Origin of the sequence: Exiguobacterium sp. UBA7533, assembly GCF_002479335.1 — a bacterium.
In the GTDB taxonomy this organism is placed as follows: Bacteria; Bacillota; Bacilli; order Exiguobacteriales; family Exiguobacteriaceae; genus Exiguobacterium_A.
In genome coordinates this window covers 145,315-160,518 of the sequence record NZ_DLMP01000001.1, presented here as the reverse complement: position 1 = coordinate 160,518, position 15,204 = coordinate 145,315, and the positions used below count along the sequence as shown (strand labels likewise).

General features: G+C 48.9%; 15 protein-coding genes, 1 pseudogene and 1 riboswitch. Of the genes and pseudogenes, 14 read left to right on the top strand and 2 right to left on the bottom strand.

Going from position 1 to position 15,204, the window contains the following annotated elements; genetic code table 11:
* Positions 1 to 7 precede the first annotated feature (7 nt).
* The 13 genes and pseudogenes from gmk (at position 8) to B2U10_RS00775 (ending at position 12,755) form a co-directional block, all read left to right on the top strand.
* Positions 8 to 625 (top strand): guanylate kinase, encoded by a 618-nt coding sequence (gene gmk / locus B2U10_RS00835; RefSeq protein ID WP_290785802.1) that lies wholly within the window; start codon positions 8 to 10, stop codon positions 623 to 625.
* Position 626: 1 nt separating this feature from the next.
* Entirely contained in the window at positions 627 to 830 is a 204-nt protein-coding gene (gene rpoZ / locus B2U10_RS00830) for a DNA-directed RNA polymerase subunit omega (protein WP_029342114.1), read from the top strand.
* Between the two features lie 56 nt (positions 831 to 886).
* Complete coding sequence (gene coaBC, locus B2U10_RS00825; protein ID WP_035406877.1) at positions 887 to 2,077, top strand: bifunctional phosphopantothenoylcysteine decarboxylase/phosphopantothenate--cysteine ligase CoaBC; 1,191 nt, start codon at positions 887 to 889, stop codon at positions 2,075 to 2,077.
* Entirely contained in the window at positions 2,074 to 4,398 is a 2,325-nt protein-coding gene (priA, locus tag B2U10_RS00820) for a primosomal protein N' (RefSeq protein ID WP_290785175.1), read from the top strand. Before coaBC ends, priA begins: the two co-directional genes overlap by 4 nt.
* Positions 4,399 to 4,407: 9 nt before the next feature.
* Positions 4,408 to 4,845, top strand: a pseudogene (gene def, locus B2U10_RS00815) (peptide deformylase); the annotation flags it as partial.
* Between the two features lie 24 nt (positions 4,846 to 4,869).
* Positions 4,870 to 5,790, top strand: a complete 921-nt coding sequence (fmt, locus tag B2U10_RS00810) for a methionyl-tRNA formyltransferase (RefSeq protein ID WP_035409509.1) — start codon at positions 4,870 to 4,872, stop codon at positions 5,788 to 5,790.
* Positions 5,787 to 7,118, top strand: a complete 1,332-nt coding sequence (gene rsmB / locus B2U10_RS00805) for a 16S rRNA (cytosine(967)-C(5))-methyltransferase RsmB (protein ID WP_290785173.1) — start codon at positions 5,787 to 5,789, stop codon at positions 7,116 to 7,118. The genes fmt and rsmB overlap by 4 nt, the downstream gene beginning before the upstream one ends.
* 18 nt (positions 7,119 to 7,136) lie before the next feature.
* Positions 7,137 to 7,871, top strand: coding sequence for a Stp1/IreP family PP2C-type Ser/Thr phosphatase (locus tag B2U10_RS00800; RefSeq protein ID WP_056062297.1), 735 nt, complete (start codon positions 7,137 to 7,139; stop codon positions 7,869 to 7,871).
* A gap of 2 nt (positions 7,872 to 7,873) precedes the next feature.
* Positions 7,874 to 9,808: a Stk1 family PASTA domain-containing Ser/Thr kinase gene (gene pknB, locus B2U10_RS00795; protein WP_214854573.1), complete on the top strand. Its 1,935-nt coding sequence runs from the start codon at positions 7,874 to 7,876 to the stop codon at positions 9,806 to 9,808.
* 25 nt (positions 9,809 to 9,833) lie between these two features.
* On the top strand, positions 9,834 to 10,739 hold the full coding sequence (rsgA, locus tag B2U10_RS00790; RefSeq protein ID WP_035406891.1) for a ribosome small subunit-dependent GTPase A: 906 nt from the start codon (positions 9,834 to 9,836) through the stop codon (positions 10,737 to 10,739).
* Between the two features lie 2 nt (positions 10,740 to 10,741).
* Complete coding sequence (gene rpe, locus B2U10_RS00785) at positions 10,742 to 11,398, top strand: ribulose-phosphate 3-epimerase (RefSeq protein ID WP_290785171.1); 657 nt, start codon at positions 10,742 to 10,744, stop codon at positions 11,396 to 11,398.
* Between the two features lie 22 nt (positions 11,399 to 11,420).
* A riboswitch (TPP riboswitch) is annotated at positions 11,421 to 11,530 on the top strand.
* Between the two features lie 60 nt (positions 11,531 to 11,590).
* Positions 11,591 to 12,151 (top strand): energy-coupled thiamine transporter ThiT, encoded by a 561-nt coding sequence (gene thiT, locus B2U10_RS00780; RefSeq protein WP_023468761.1) that lies wholly within the window; start codon positions 11,591 to 11,593, stop codon positions 12,149 to 12,151.
* A gap of 1 nt (position 12,152) precedes the next feature.
* Entirely contained in the window at positions 12,153 to 12,755 is a 603-nt protein-coding gene (locus B2U10_RS00775) for a thiamine diphosphokinase (protein ID WP_029342104.1), read from the top strand.
* A 54-nt stretch (positions 12,756 to 12,809) separates the two neighbouring features.
* On the opposite strand, the gene B2U10_RS00770 is transcribed toward B2U10_RS00775, so the two are convergent.
* Together B2U10_RS00770 and rpmB are read right to left on the bottom strand one after the other, a co-directional pair.
* On the bottom strand, positions 12,810 to 14,213 hold the full coding sequence (locus B2U10_RS00770; protein WP_223040565.1) for an amino acid permease: 1,404 nt from the start codon (positions 14,211 to 14,213) through the stop codon (positions 12,810 to 12,812).
* 140 nt (positions 14,214 to 14,353) lie between these two features.
* Positions 14,354 to 14,542, bottom strand: coding sequence for a 50S ribosomal protein L28 (gene rpmB / locus B2U10_RS00765; protein ID WP_023468758.1), 189 nt, complete (start codon positions 14,540 to 14,542; stop codon positions 14,354 to 14,356).
* Positions 14,543 to 14,825: 283 nt separating this feature from the next.
* On the opposite strand from rpmB, the gene B2U10_RS00760 reads away from it, so the two are divergent.
* Positions 14,826 to 15,188: an Asp23/Gls24 family envelope stress response protein gene (locus B2U10_RS00760; RefSeq protein WP_023468757.1), complete on the top strand. Its 363-nt coding sequence runs from the start codon at positions 14,826 to 14,828 to the stop codon at positions 15,186 to 15,188.
* The last annotated feature ends 16 nt before the right edge of the window (positions 15,189 to 15,204 follow it).

The following is a 15,204-nucleotide window of genomic DNA, read 5'->3' as shown; positions in this document are numbered from 1 at the left end:
TGAAGTGATTTTCAAAGAGCGTGGCTTATTACTCGTATTATCTGGTCCAAGTGGTGTCGGAAAGGGAACGGTCTGTCGTGCCTTGCGCGAAGATCAGGATAACAATCTGCATTACTCGGTATCCTGTACGACGCGCCAACCGCGTGAAGGAGAAGTAGATGGTGTCCACTATTTCTTTAAATCGCGTGAAGAATTCGAAGAGATGATTGCGAACAATCAACTCTTGGAATATGCTGAATTCGTAGGGAACTACTATGGAACACCTGTCGAATGGGTGAACCAGATCCTAGATGAAGGAAAAGACGTCATTCTCGAAATCGAAGTTCAAGGGGCCATGCAGGTCAAAGAACATTTTCCGGAAGCTGTCTTCTTATTCCTTGCACCTCCAAGCCTCCAAGAATTACGGAACCGCCTCGTAGGGCGTGGAACGGAATCGGAGGAAGTCATTAAGCAACGTCTTCTCGTCGCTAAGGAAGAGATCGAGATGATGGATGCCTATGACTATGTCGTGACGAACGACGAAATTCATAAAGCCTGTGACCGGATCCAAGCGATCGTCACAGCGGAACATTGCAGTCGGGAACGTGTCGCGTCCCTATATAAAAAAGCCATGGAGGTTAAGTGATATGTTATATCCATCAGTTGATAAGCTTCAAAAGAAAGTACCGTCGAAATATACAATCGTTACAGTTGCCGCTAAGCGTGCGCGTCAAATCCAAGACGGGAAACGCGTGAAAGTCACGAACCCAAAATCGCATAAACCGGTCGGGAAAGCTTTAGAAGAGCTTTATTTCGAAGAAGTATCCGTCACGAACCAACCGCAAGACTAATTTTGAAGCAGCCACTTGTCATCGTGGCTGTTTTTTTCAATAAGGAGGACACCTACATGTTAACCAACCGAAACATTCTACTGTGTGTCGGCGGTGGAATCGCTTCCTACAAATCAGCAGCACTCGCTTCAAAGCTTGTTCAAGCAGGCGCACACGTTCAAGTCGCGATGACGCGTAATGCGCAACAATTCGTCGGTAAGACGACGTTTGAAGCACTGACGCGAAAAGCGGTCTATGATGACGTCTTCATCGAGCATGATCCGTCAAAGATCGCCCATATCGATTTAGCGGACGAAGCGGACCTGATCGTCGTCGCACCAGCGACCGCGAATTTAATTGCAAAACTCGCGCACGGGATCGCGGATGATTTCATCACGACGACGATCCTTGCAGCGACATGTCCCGTCATCGTCGCACCAGCGATGAATGTCAACATGCTCGAACATCCGGCGACAGTCCGCAACATCGAACAACTGAAGCAGGACGGTGTCCAGGTGATTGCACCGGGAGTCGGAAATCTCGCATGTGGTTGGGTCGGGAAAGGTCGTTTACCTGAACCGGAAGACTTAGTCGCAACACTCTCAACGTTCTTTGAAGAGAAGTATCTAGCCGGACGAAAAGTCTTGATCAGTGCGGGACCGACCGTGGAACGGATTGATCCGGTTCGTTACTTGACGAATGATTCTTCCGGAAAGACAGGAATTGCGCTAGCAGAAGCGGCAAGAGACGCAGGTGCCGATGTCACGCTCGTCCATGGACCACTTCGGATCGGATTACCGACCGGGATAGCGACGATTGCTGTTGAATCAGGAGAAGAGATGCTTGAAGCCATGTTACGTGATTATGAAACGCAAGACATCGTCATCATGTCAGCTGCCGTAGCTGACTATCGACCGTCTATCCAGTACGATCAGAAGCAGAAAAAAATCCACGGACCACTTCGAATTGAACTCGAAGAGACGACCGATATTCTGAAGACGCTTGGTGAGCAGAAACAACATCAGCTATTAGTCGGATTTGCGGCTGAGACGACGGATGTCGAGACGTTCGCTAAACAAAAACTCGTCCGAAAGAAAGCCGATTTCATTGTCGCGAACGATGTGTCACGATCTGATATCGGATTCGTCAGTGATGAAAATGAAGTCGTCGTTTTTGGAAAGAACGATTCCGTCACGCGATACGATCAACAATTGAAATCGACGCTCGCCAAATCGCTCATGCGCCAATTCGCGGAGGCATTGGCATGATAGCCGAAGTCATCGTTGACGTCGCAGCAGCAACGGTCGATCGTCCGTTCGATTATGCCGTTCCAGAACTCTGGCAAGAGCTGATCGTTCCCGGTATGCGCGTCGAAGTACCATTTGGTCCACGGGCGTTGCTTGGAATCGTCGTCGGAACGAAAGCAACGTCTGATCTGACGAACGTCAAATCGATCGTCCGTGTCTTAGATGAGACCCCGACCTATACACAGGAATTACTCGAGTTATCGGCGTATCTATCGGAAACGACTTTGTGTTTTCAAGCGACGGCATTGCTTGCGATGCTGCCGGCTGCCTTAAAGGTGAGTTATGATAAACTGGTCATAGTCGAGTCGGGCCCACTTCGGGCATATCATGGCAAGAAAATGAGTCAATTGCCAACGGAAGTCCAACAAATCGTCTTAACAGCGGCGAAACAAGCTGACGTGACGCTTCAACCGGTCATTCGCGAGAAAAAGACGTCTAAGATCGATAAACGGATTCGTCTTCTAAAGGAGCAAGCAACTTTTACGAAACAAGCGAGCCAACAAGCGGCACTTTACTCGTATATTCAAGAATTTCCGGATGCGCTTTGGAGTGAAGTCAAGCAGGCAACGGGCGCAACGAGCGCGACGTTGAACGCCCTCGAGAAAAAGAGCATCATTCAAGTCGAGACGATCGATGTTCGGCGAAATCCTTATGAACATCTCGTTCAAGACATCTTTGTGCCGTCCTCTTTGACGGAAAAGCAACAGGAAGCTGTCTCGGCGATTACGGCTGAAGCTGAGACCGGAACGTTTTTGTTACATGGCGTAACAGGAAGCGGTAAGACGGAAGTGTATCTTGAATCGATTCATGCACAACTCGAACGCGGTAGACAAGCGATCTTGCTCGTCCCAGAAATCAGTCTGACGCCGATGATGGTCAAACGGTTTAAACGCCGTTTCGGAGAACGGGTCGCTGTCTTGCATAGCGGTCTATCGCTCGGAGAAAAGTATGATGAGTGGCGCAAAATCGCCCAAGGCGAGGTCGATGTCGTCGTCGGTGCACGGTCTGCTGTGTTTGCGCCGCTGACGAACATCGGAATCATCATTCTCGATGAAGAACATGAAACAACTTATAAGCAGGAAGAGAATCCGCGCTATCATACGCGCGACGTCGCAAAATGGCGGGCAGCCTATCATCGTTGTCCCGTCGTGCTCGGAAGTGCAACACCGTTACTCGAGACGTATGCACGGGCACAAAAAGGGGTTTATCGTTACTTACCGCTTCGTGAACGATTCGGTGGGGAACTGCCTCCAGTCGACATCGTTGATATGCGTAAGGAACTCGAACGGGGCAATCGTACGCCGTTCAGCCTCGCGCTAGTCGAAGGCATCAAAGAACGCATCGAACGTGGGGAACAAACCGTCTTACTCCTGAACCGTCGCGGATATACGACCTTCGTCTTATGTCGGGATTGCGGGGAGACGCTACAATGTCCGCATTGTGCCGTGAATTTAACCTATCACCAACATGAAGATCGCTTGAAATGCCACTACTGTGGGTTTGAAGCCGCAATGCCGAAAACTTGTCCGTCCTGTGAATCGACGAAAATTCGTCAGTTCGGAACGGGTACGCAAAAGATTGAGGAAGAATTGGCACACTTGATTCCGGAGGCGCGAATCATCCGGATGGATCAGGATACGACGTCGCGTAAAGGTGCGCATGAGAAATTACTCGATGCCTTTGAACGCAAGGAAGGAAACATTCTGCTCGGAACACAGATGATCGCAAAAGGTCTCGACTTTCCGAACGTTACACTCGTCGGAGTGATTGCTGCCGATGCGACGCTTGGTATTCCGGATTTTCGAGCAAGTGAGCGCACGTTTCAGTTGATCACCCAAGTGTCGGGTCGTGCCGGACGGGGTCAACTCGCTGGTCAGTCAATTATCCAGACCTACAACCCGGAGCATTACGTCATTCAAACGGCCAAACAGCATGATTTCGAAACGTTTTATAAGCGAGAGATGCAATTGCGAAAGCTCGGTGGGCATCCACCATTTTGGTTCCTTGGTCTGATTACAGTTTCAGCAGCGCATCCGCTCGAAGCACAAGCAGAAGCGCAGCAAATCGCTTCCGAGCTTCGTGCCTTTGAATCTGAGGATTTAGTCGTCAATGGACCGTTTGATGCACCACTCGCTCGACTCAAAAATATGTACCGGCAACAGGTCTTAATTAAACATAAAGGACAGGAGGATGTCCGGACACATCTCCGTGATATCTTATCCCGTCGTCAAAAATCAAAAACACAAGTCGCGATTGACTTGAATCCATTTGTATTCATGTGAGGTGTCTGTATGTATAAAGTAGTAGAAGTACCAAATGATGTATTACGACAGGTGTGTGAACCTGTCACGAAGTTTGATAAAAAACTCGGTAAAATGATCGACCGGATGTTCGATACGATGTACGAATATGACGGGGTTGGTTTAGCCGCACCGCAAATCAACCAGCCGATTCGTGTAGCCGTCGTTCATACCGATGATGAGACGGGACCAATCGAGCTGATCAACCCGGAAATCATCGAAGCGGACGGTTCGCAAATCGATGATGAAGGATGTCTCAGTATGCCGGGCATCTTCGGACCGGTTGAACGGTTCGACCGAATCGTCGTCAAGTCTCAAGATCGTCTCGGGCGGACGGTTAAAATCAAAGCAAACGGTTTTTTTGCACGTGCCATCCAACACGAGATGGATCATTTAGATGGTGTCCTGTTCACGGATAAACTCGTCGAGCAAGAAAAACCGCGCGTCGTTTTCATGGGTACGCCTGAGTTTGCAGCAGGAACGCTGCGTGAAGTCATCGATGCTGGGTATGACGTCGTCGGTGTCGTCTCACAACCAGATAAACCAGTCGGACGAAAACGGGAAGTCAAACCGACGCCTGTAAAACTCGTCGCGATGGAACACGACATTCCTGTGTTGCAACCGAAACGAATTCGAGAGGATTATCAAGATGTTCTCGATTTAAAACCAGATCTCATTATCACGGCAGCTTACGGTCAGATCGTCCCGACCGCTATTCTCGAAGCACCACGTTTTGGGGCGATCAACGTCCATGCGTCACTCTTACCGAAATATCGTGGCGGTGCACCGATTCATCAAGCGATCATCGATGGAGAAAAAGAGACAGGTGTGACGATCATGTATATGGTCGATCGGCTAGACGCAGGTGATATGTTGTCAAAAATCATCGTTCCAATCGAAGAGAACGATACAGCCGGTTCGATGTTTGAGAAGTTAGCGGACGCAGGAGCGCGCCTGTTACTTGAAACGTTACCACGTCTGTTAGCAGGTGAATTGACACCGGAAGCACAAGTCGAGGAAGAAGCGACATTTGCGCCGAACATTTCACGTGAGCGGGAACGACTTGATTTTACGCTACCGGGTGAGACACTCTACGATCAAATTCGTGGGATGAATCCATTCCCGAGTACGTATACGATGCTTGGGAACGATCGCTTAAAAGTCTTTTTCGCAACGAAAGTCTCAGGAACGGGACGACCGGGTGAAATCATCGCATTAGAAGCGGATGGTCCCGTCATCGCGACAGGTTCCGAAACAGCGTTGAAGCTGATCGACTTACAGCCGTCCGGCAAAAAACGGATGGATGGTGCCACGTTCATGCGCGGGATTGGTCAATCGCTTGAACTCGGACAACAAGTAGGTGAGAACGCATGAATGTACGCGACGCAGCAGTAACGACACTGATGAAAATCGGACAAGGTGGCGCCTTCTCAACAATTACGGTCCACCAAATGCTTGAAAAACGCGCCATCTCGGCGTCAGATGTCGGCTTGTTCACGGAACTCGTTTACGGGACGCTCAGTCGTGAATTGACGCTTGATTATATTTTAGAACCATATTTAGCGAAACAGAAAAAACTTGATCCATTCATGCGCCCATTGTTAAGAATGAGTGTCTATCAGTTGTTTTATCTCGATCGTGTACCGGATCATGCCGTCATTCATGAAGCCGTTGAAATTGCTAAAAAACGTGGGAAAGTCCATGTCTCGAAAGTCGTCAACGGAGTGCTACGGAATGTATTACGGGCGGGAATGCCTCATTTCGCTGAGATTGAGCCTGCTGCAAAACGAATCAGCATTGAAACGAGTCACCCGCAGTGGCTCGTCGAACGTTGGATCGAACTGTTTGGTCCGGAAGAAACGCTTCAGATCTGTCAATTAAATAACACACCGGCACCGGTCACGGTCCGCATCAATCGCACGAAAACGACGCGGGAGGAAGCAATCGAGCTTCTACTCGATCAAGGTGTGACGGCAAAACCATCTACGGTCGCGCCGGACGGTCTCGAAATCGAACGAGGAAGCGTCCAAAAAACGGATCTGATTGACCGTGGGTATCTTTCTCTTCAGGATGAGAGCTCAATGCTCGTCGCCCGTGCGCTTGGTGCAGAAGCATCCGATCATGTACTCGACAGCTGTGCCGCACCTGGTGGGAAAGCGATGCATATTGCTGAAGGTTTGACGACGGGTACACTACAGGCACTTGATCTTCATCCACATAAGATTAAATTGATTGAACAGCAAGCGACACGATTAGGTCTTACGACTGTTCAAGCAGAAGCGTTAGATGCCCGTAAAGCAGGGGAACGCTTCAAAGTAGAATCCTTTGACCGGATTCTTGTCGATGCACCTTGTTCAGGACTTGGTGTCATTCGGAGAAAACCGGATATCAAATGGACGAAACGTCCAGAACAACTCGAGCAACTCCCAAAAATTCAACGAGACATCTTGACATCTGTCTTACCACTCGTTAAAAAAGGTGGAATCTTCGTCTATTCGACTTGTACGATTGATCCGACCGAAAACGAGGAGCAGACAGCGTTCATTCTCGATCAGGGTTTTGACTTTGATGCATCTTTCGCGGAACGCATGCCAGAATCCGTGCGGCATCTAATCGGAGATCGAGCAGAACTCAAGTTGTTACCGACGACAGTCGGAACGGATGGCTTCTACATTGCCGCGTTTAAGAAACGAGAAGATTGATACGAACGGAGGACTGTCATGGAGTTAGCTCACCTTTCGACCACTGGGAAAGTCAGGACTAAAAATGAGGATACGGTATTACTCATCGGGAACGCTGAACGTGGTCTTGCTGTCGTTGCGGATGGTATGGGAGGTCACGCTGCTGGCGATATCGCAAGTGCGATTGTTCGCGAGGTATTTGAAGCATCCTTTTCCCTCATGCCAAATCGTCCGATGGAATTGTCCGAATGGATAGAACAACGTGTAGCCGAAGCGAATGCCCGGATTCTTCAGTTTTCAAAAGAAGAACAACTTGCGATCGTCGGAACGACCATTGCCTGTGTGTGCTGGGTCGAGGATTTGCTCGTCATCGGTCATGTTGGAGACAGTAGGGTCTATGCCCTTGAGGGTACGGCGTTAAAACAATTGACGGATGATCATTCTTACGTCAACATGTTACGACAAATGGGAGAGCTTTCGGACGAGGAAGTCGAAAATCATCCACGTAAAAATGTCATCACACGATCGGTCGGCTCGAACGAAACGGTCGAAGTCGACATTCAAGTAAGAGATGCTCCAGACTATGACCTCGTCCTTGTGTGTAGCGACGGGTTGACCGATGAAGTGCCAGATGATGTCATCGAACAAATCATCTTACGGGATGATCCGCTTGATGAGATCGTCGGACGATTGGTGAAAGAAGCGAATGCTCGAGGAGGCGCGGATAATATTACGATTGCCGCCATCCGGTTCAAAGAAAGAAAGAGGGTCTGAATATGCGATACGGAGATCGATTAAATGACCGCTACCGCATAGAACGGCTAGTTGGAAGTGGCGGGATGGCGAATGTCTATCAAGCCTATGATGAGATTTTAAAGCGTCATGTTGCCATTAAGATTTTACGGACTGAATTTTCGCATGACGAACAGTTCATTCGTCGATTCGAACGTGAAGCGCATGCTGCTACCAGCTTGAATCATCCAAACATCGTTGCCGTCTATGATGTAGGCGAAGAAGATGCCATCTATTACATCGTCATGGAGTATATCGATGGTATGACATTAAAGACATTTTGTGAAAATCAAGCATTACCTGTGCCGCAGGCCGTCGATATCATCGCTCAAATTTGTGATGCGATCGATCATGCCCATGCACACCGAATCATCCATCGCGATATCAAACCGCAAAACATGTTGATTCGAGAGGATGGTACCGTCAAAGTAACGGATTTCGGAATCGCTGTGGCGATGTCGAATGCGACTCTGACGCATACTATGTCCGTCCTTGGGTCTGTCCATTACTTCTCGCCAGAACAAGCAAAAGGTAAATTTGCCGATGAGAAGTCGGATATCTATTCGCTTGGTGCTGTCTTATACGAACTTGTGACAGGACAAGTCCCGTTCGAGGGTGATTCACCGGTTGCGATCGCTTTGAAGCATCTGCAAGATACACCGCGTCGTCCATCCGTCTTGAATCCGAAAGTGCCACAAGCGCTTGAGAACTGTATCATGCAGGCGCTCGCAAAAGCACCGCATGACCGTCAGCAGTCCGTCGCAGCCTTTAAGGCAGATATGGTGACGGCGTTGTCTGACGAACGAGCAAGTGAAGGCATCCGAGGTGCAGAAGAGGATGAGATGGAAAAGACGATGGTCTTATCACCTGTACAAGTGCCAGAAGAATCAAAAGCGGAACCGGACACACCTGTCGTCACGACCGTTCAACCGAAACCGTCAGAAAAGAAAAAGAAAAAACGCTGGTGGGTCATCCTATTATTACTGGTATTACTCGGTGGAGCGGCTACGACGTTTGCGATGTGGCCGGATCCTACCGTTACGGTACCGTCCGTCGTCAAAACGGATGGAGATGAAGCGGAAACGAAGCTTGAGAAACTTGGATTTGTTGTCGAGACGACAGAACGAAACAGTGATACGGTCGATGAGGGAGACGTCATCAGTCAGACACCGCGTGAAAACGCACAGGTCAAGAAGGGCTCGACAGTCAACTTGGTCGTCTCTACCGGAAGTGCTCCGGTCGAAGTACCGGATGTGACAGATGACGCTGAAAAAGAGGCGATTGAGACGTTAAAAGAGGCTGGATTCGCTAAAGTCGAGGTCGAACGTGAAAAGTCGGATGAAATCGAGCGAGGTAATGTGATCCGGCAATCGATCTCGGCTGGTACGGAGGTCATCGCGAAAGAACAAACGATTACGATCACCGTCTCGGAAGGAACATCTTCCTTCGAGTTGAAGGATTTGACGAACTTATCGAGTGACGAAGCAAAAGCCTACCTGGACGAAAAAGGGCTCGATGGAACGTTCGAGCAAGAATTTTCTAGCGACGTGAAACTCGATCAAGTTATCCGTCAATTCCCACAAGCAGGGACTCAAGTCGAACCGAACGACTCCGTGACGGTCTTCATCTCAAAAGGTGAGGAAGAAAAAACGTTGACAGCGACGTTCCCTGAAAAGGTCGTCTATGACGCGGTCAGCGAGAACGAGGACGAGGAACCACCGAAACAAGTCATCCGGATTGAGACGGAAGATGCGAAAGGGAAGCGGACCGTCATCGAGGAATCAATTGACCAAGATGAGACATTCGACGTGCCGGTGACGATTGATCCGGGAGAAGAAGGCAAGATTACGATTTATAAAGACGATACGGTGTATCGTTCAAAAACCATCACGTACAATCAAGCAAAAGACGCACAGTGACTGTGATGAAAAAGGAGTGCATAGGATGACGGAACAACGCATCGAAGAGAATCGAGAAGGAACGATCATACGCCTGCAGGGTGGCTTTTATGATGTCATGACACCAGAAGGAGAGGTCCGTTCACGGGCAAGAGGGAATTTCCGAAAACGCGGCATCAGTCCAGTCGTTGGAGACGAAGTCGTTCTTCATATCGAAAGTGAGACCGGGTATATTCTCGAAGTGAAGGAGCGGGACAACTTTTTAGTACGCCCGCCTGTCGCGAATATCGATCAAGCGTTGCTTGTCGTCTCGGCTGCAGAACCTGATTTTTCAGCGCACTTGCTCGATCGTTTCCTCGTCTTGATCGAAGCGAAGGAAATCCAACCCGTCATCCTGTTAACGAAGATGGACTTGCTTGATGATGTCAAAGGTCCTGCAGTTAGAGAGGCAATTGCCGCTTACCGGAAGATTGGTTATACGGTCATCGAGACATCAAGTGAGACATTGACAGGTGTTGAACAAGTCCGTCCGTTACTGGCCGGGAAAACGAGCGTTCTTGCCGGACAATCCGGTGTTGGGAAAAGTTCGCTCTTGAACGCACTTGAACCAACACTCGACTTAGAGACGAGTGCGATTTCGAAATCACTCGGACGTGGACGGCATACGACACGTCACGTCACGTTGATGCCACTTGCCGAAGGCTTGATTGCTGATACACCAGGTTTCTCGAACCTTGATTTTCCGTATGATATGGAAATCGAGGATGTACGGTGGAGTTTTCCTGAATTCGTGGCTGTACAGGACGAATGTAAGTATCGAGGATGTTTGCACTTGAATGAACCCGGATGTGCCGTCAAGGAAGCCGTCGAAGCACAAGAAATCATGTCCTCTCGTTATGAGAACTATGGTATGTTTATAGACGAAATCAAGAATCGAGCCCGGAGGTATTGAAGATGATTAAAATTGCACCATCTATCTTATCAGCAGATTTTGCGAATCTTGAGCGTGATGTCAAAGCAGTCGAGGCAGCAGGCGCGGACTATATCCATTTTGATGTCATGGACGGTCAGTTCGTACCGAATATCTCGTTTGGACTACCTGTGCTTAACAGCTTACGTCAAAAGACGGATATGATTCTCGATGTCCATTTGATGATCGACCAGCCAGAACGTTTCGTCGAGGATTTCGTCAAAGCAGGGGCGGACATCGTGACGTTCCACGTCGAAGCGACGAATCATGTCCATCGTGTCTTGCAACAAATCAAAGCAGCGGGCGCAAAGGCAGGAGTCGTCTTGAATCCCCATACGCCATTATCAACGATTGAACACGTCCTTGAGGATGTCGATATGGTCTTATTGATGACGGTCAATCCGGGCTTCGGTGGACAAGCCTTCATCGAGCGTGTCATGCCAAAACTCGCATCACTTGCGCAAATGAAAGCAGATCGCGGTCTGACATTTGAAATCGAGATTGACGGTGGCGTCAATCCGGAAACGGCAAAGCTTTGCATCGATAACGGTGCGAACGTTCTCGTCGCAGGATCAGCAATCTACAATGCACCAGATTATGCGGAAGCGATTACTAGCATTCGTCAAGGGGCTGCCGTATAATAAGAACGAGAAAACGAAATATGATGACCGCAAGGGGTGTCGCTTGAAAAGCGGCTGAGAGGAGTCTTTTAGACTTTAACCCTTCGAACCTGTTCCGTTCAAACGGACGTAGGGATGTGGCGCACGCAGGCAGTACGGCGTTCGTCGTACTGCCTTTTTGCGTCCTCTCGTACAATGAAGGAGGAAAATAGCATGAAACGGTTACAAATGATGATGGAAATTGCCATCTTCGCCAGTCTCGGAGTCGTCTTTGATTTACTGATTCCATTCAAAATGCCACAAGGTGGCTCGATCAGCTTAGCGATGTTACCGATCTTCGTCATGGCATTTCGCCACGGGGTCGTCGGAGGGGTCGTCACGGGAGCGCTTGTCGGTACGATTCAATTGATGTTCGCTCCACAAGTCTTGACGATCGTTCAACCGATGCTTGACTATACGATTGCGTATGGTGTCGTCGGATTAAGTGGTCTGTTCGCGCGTCAAGTCAGACTAGCCGCACGCAATGGACAAAAGAAAAGCTTGATGGCGTTCGTTCTCCTGGCGACGTTATTAGGCGCAGGACTCCGTTATATCTGTCATGTCATCAGTGGAATCGTCTTTTTTGCCGAGTATGCCGAAGGTCCAGTCGTACCGTATTCATTGATTTATAACGCGACATACATGGTACCGTCTTACGTTCTTTGTGGTGTCGTTGCGGGTCTTTTATTTACGACTGCGCCACGCTTACTCCGTTATTCGGCACGAGGCGTCTGAGATGCGGGCGATTCTCGTCTGTGCCGGTCCGCGAGAAGAAGCGCCGGATTTACGGACGTTTTGTCAGCCAGGTGATTTTATCGTCGGTGTCGACGGTGGTGTTCAGACGATTGAATCGTTTGGGCTGACATGCGACCTGACGATTGGTGATTTTGATTCGCTTGGTTATGTACCAGAAGGGGCAATCGTTCATCCGGCCGAGAAAGATGAAACGGATCTCGAACTGGCACTTCGTACAGTCTCAGAGAAGAAACAGTTTGAGGATACCTTCATTATCGGGGCGACAGGTGGGCGGCTCGACATGACCGTCCAAAATGTATATCTATTGAAGCGATACCCAGAGGCACGACTCGTGACGAAACGAGAAGAGGTACGATACTTGGCTGAGGGAACGTATGCAGTCGAAGCAGGGAGCTATCATTATCTTTCGTTCATTCCACTCGTACCATCGACTTTAAGCTTATCCGGAGTCAAATATCCACTTGATGCACATCCAGTACCGGTCGGAGGTTCCTTGACCGTCAGTAATGAATGGTGTGCGTCAGAAGCGAAGGTAGAGCTCCATCAAGGAGAACTATTGATGATGCGGACGCTTAAGGAATAGCACAATCATAGGAAAGAGGCCGTGGATGACTCCGCGGCCTCTTTTTAGATGAAATTATTCTTCGAGTTGAGAAGGGGCGACACGGATGTCGCTTTGAGCGGATAGATGTTTTCCTTTGACGAAGAGATGATAACTTCCCCACATGACAAGGAAGAAAGGAACACCGATGTATAGAGCGATTCGTTGATCCGCTTGAAACGCAAGACTGACGAGGACGACGACGTTAAGTGTCAACGAAATCAGTGGTAACACCGGATAGAGTGGTGTCTTGAATTTCAGTTCGGATACATCGTGTCCGTTTCGGACGAACTGACGACGAAATGCAAGCTGCGAAGCAGAGATTGAAATCCAGCCGACTTGAGCCCCGAGTCCGGCTAAGGACAAGAGCCAAATGAAGACGGTATCTTCTGCGAAAAATGCGGTCAGAAGCGATAACATCGCGAACATCATCGTAAAGAGCAACGCCCGCATCGGCACACCACGTGCATTGACGTAAGATAATTTCTTTGAAATCATCCCTTCTTGCGCCATTGCCCATAACATCCGAGTCGCCGCATATAATCCGGAGTTTCCGACGGACAACAACGCTGTCAAGACGACGATGTTCATCAAATCAGCAGCGTACGGAATACCGATCGCATCAAAGACCATGATGAACGGACTGCTGACTCCGCCAGCTGTTTCATACGGAATCAATGCACCGACGATCGTAATCGATAAGACGAAGAAGATGAACGTCCGCCAGACTGTATTGCGGATCGCTTTTGGAATCGATTTTTCGGGCGTGTCGGACTCCCCAGCCGCAACACCGATCAATTCCGTTCCTTGGAAGGCGAAGTTGACGGCAATCATCGTCGTCAAGACACCGAGAATCCCGTTTGGAAACCAACCGCTTGCCGTAAAGTTCGCAAATAACGATGTTGGGCGATCTGCTTCCATCGGTAACCAGCCGAACCAAGCAGCGCCACCTAGAATGATGAAGAACAGGATCGCGAGGACCTTCAAACTCGAGAACCAGAATTCAGCTTCACCGAATGCTTTGGCGGAGACGGCATTCAGACCGAACAGTAAGACCGTAAAGACGGTACACCAGACGACAACGGGTACGTTCGGAAACCAGCGGTCCATCAAACTGCCGGCAGCTGTAATTTCGAGTGCCACCGTCACGGCCCAGCCGAGCCAATAAATCCAACCGACGGCAAAGCCGATTCCTGGTCCGATGAAGCGGGTCGTATAGGTCTGAAATGACCCCGAGACCGGCAGATAGACCGCTAATTCTCCTAGACATAACATCGTCAGATACATGATGGTCCCACCCACGATGTAACTGAGGACCGCCCCGAGAGGTCCTGCTTGTGAAATCGTTAACCCTGACCCTAAAAATAAGCCTGTTCCGATGATTCCGCCGAGTGAAATCATGAACAGGTGTCGACTCGTCATCTCTCGTTTGAGTTGCATGATGACTTCCCCCAATTCTGACAAAATAAAGTACGTTCCTATTGTAAGCGTTTTCAATAAAAGCGACAATTAGTTTATGAGAAAAATAAATGAGGGCATAAAAAAACCGGAAGGGAAGATTCCCATCCGGTGGTTGCGCCTTATACGCGTTCGACTTTACCTGATTTAAGAGCTCGAGCTGAAACCCAAACCTTTTTCGGCTTACCGTCGACGAGGATACGTACTTTTTGTACGTTGACTCCCCAAGTACGTTTTGTTTTGTTCAATGCGTGTGAACGGTTGTTACCCGACTTTGGCGATTTCCCAGTAACGTAGCATTTACGTGCCATGCGTTCCGCCTCCTTTTATGTTGTTTTGCGTTCGTCCTAATAGACACTTTGCTATCTTAGCATGGTGTCAGGGCGGTTGCAACATAAAAAAAGTAGCTGACAAGAAAAAAACTTGACAGACAACCTCGAAATTTAAAATAATGGATGAGGATGATGGTAAAAGTTCATTTGACCGCTACTATTTTTCACTTATTCATTGTATAGTCAGTACGGCGACTTTTCAATAGTAGGTCCTTATAGTAGAATTATGAGAAGAATACAATATTCAAAGGGGGCTACTCAGGTGGCGATCGAGATGAAAACGACCTATGGAAAGATTGATGTAGATAATGATGTCGTCGCGCAACTTGCGGGCGGCGCAGCAATGGAATGTTTTGGTGTCGTTGGTATGGCATCCCAGTCTCAAATCAAGGATGGTCTTGCTGAACTCTTAAAACGTGAGAACTTTGCACGCGGTGTCATCGTTCGACAGGCTTCAGAGCAGGTCCATATCGATATGCATATCATCGTAAGCTATGGAACGAAAATCTCAGAGGTGGCGAACAACGTACAGAGTCGCGTGAAATACACGCTCAGTCAGGCACTAGGTCTTGACGTGACATCTGTGAACATCTTTGTCCAAGGAGTCCGCTTGACGAATGTCTAAGGCGGGAATAGAGGAG

What these genes read in the sequence shown, in the direction of transcription:
- B2U10_RS00800 (WP_056062297.1), top strand. Translation starts at nt 7,137, where the DNA reads ATGGAGTTAGCTCACCTTTCGACCACTGGGAAAGTCAGGACTAAAAAT.
- rpe (WP_290785171.1), top strand. Translation starts at nt 10,742, where the DNA reads ATGATTAAAATTGCACCATCTATCTTATCAGCAGATTTTGCGAATCTT.
- coaBC (WP_035406877.1), top strand. Translation starts at nt 887, where the DNA reads ATGTTAACCAACCGAAACATTCTACTGTGTGTCGGCGGTGGAATCGCT.
- priA (WP_290785175.1), top strand. Translation starts at nt 2,074, where the DNA reads ATGATAGCCGAAGTCATCGTTGACGTCGCAGCAGCAACGGTCGATCGT.
- fmt (WP_035409509.1), top strand. Translation starts at nt 4,870, where the DNA reads ATGGGTACGCCTGAGTTTGCAGCAGGAACGCTGCGTGAAGTCATCGAT.
- rpoZ (WP_029342114.1), top strand. Translation starts at nt 627, where the DNA reads ATGTTATATCCATCAGTTGATAAGCTTCAAAAGAAAGTACCGTCGAAA.
- rpmB (WP_023468758.1), bottom strand. Translation starts at nt 14,542, where the DNA reads ATGGCACGTAAATGCTACGTTACTGGGAAATCGCCAAAGTCGGGTAAC.
- thiT (WP_023468761.1), top strand. Translation starts at nt 11,591, where the DNA reads ATGAAACGGTTACAAATGATGATGGAAATTGCCATCTTCGCCAGTCTC.
- B2U10_RS00775 (WP_029342104.1), top strand. Translation starts at nt 12,153, where the DNA reads ATGCGGGCGATTCTCGTCTGTGCCGGTCCGCGAGAAGAAGCGCCGGAT.
- pknB (WP_214854573.1), top strand. Translation starts at nt 7,874, where the DNA reads ATGCGATACGGAGATCGATTAAATGACCGCTACCGCATAGAACGGCTA.
- rsmB (WP_290785173.1), top strand. Translation starts at nt 5,787, where the DNA reads ATGAATGTACGCGACGCAGCAGTAACGACACTGATGAAAATCGGACAA.
- rsgA (WP_035406891.1), top strand. Translation starts at nt 9,834, where the DNA reads ATGACGGAACAACGCATCGAAGAGAATCGAGAAGGAACGATCATACGC.
- B2U10_RS00770 (WP_223040565.1), bottom strand. Translation starts at nt 14,213, where the DNA reads ATGCAACTCAAACGAGAGATGACGAGTCGACACCTGTTCATGATTTCA.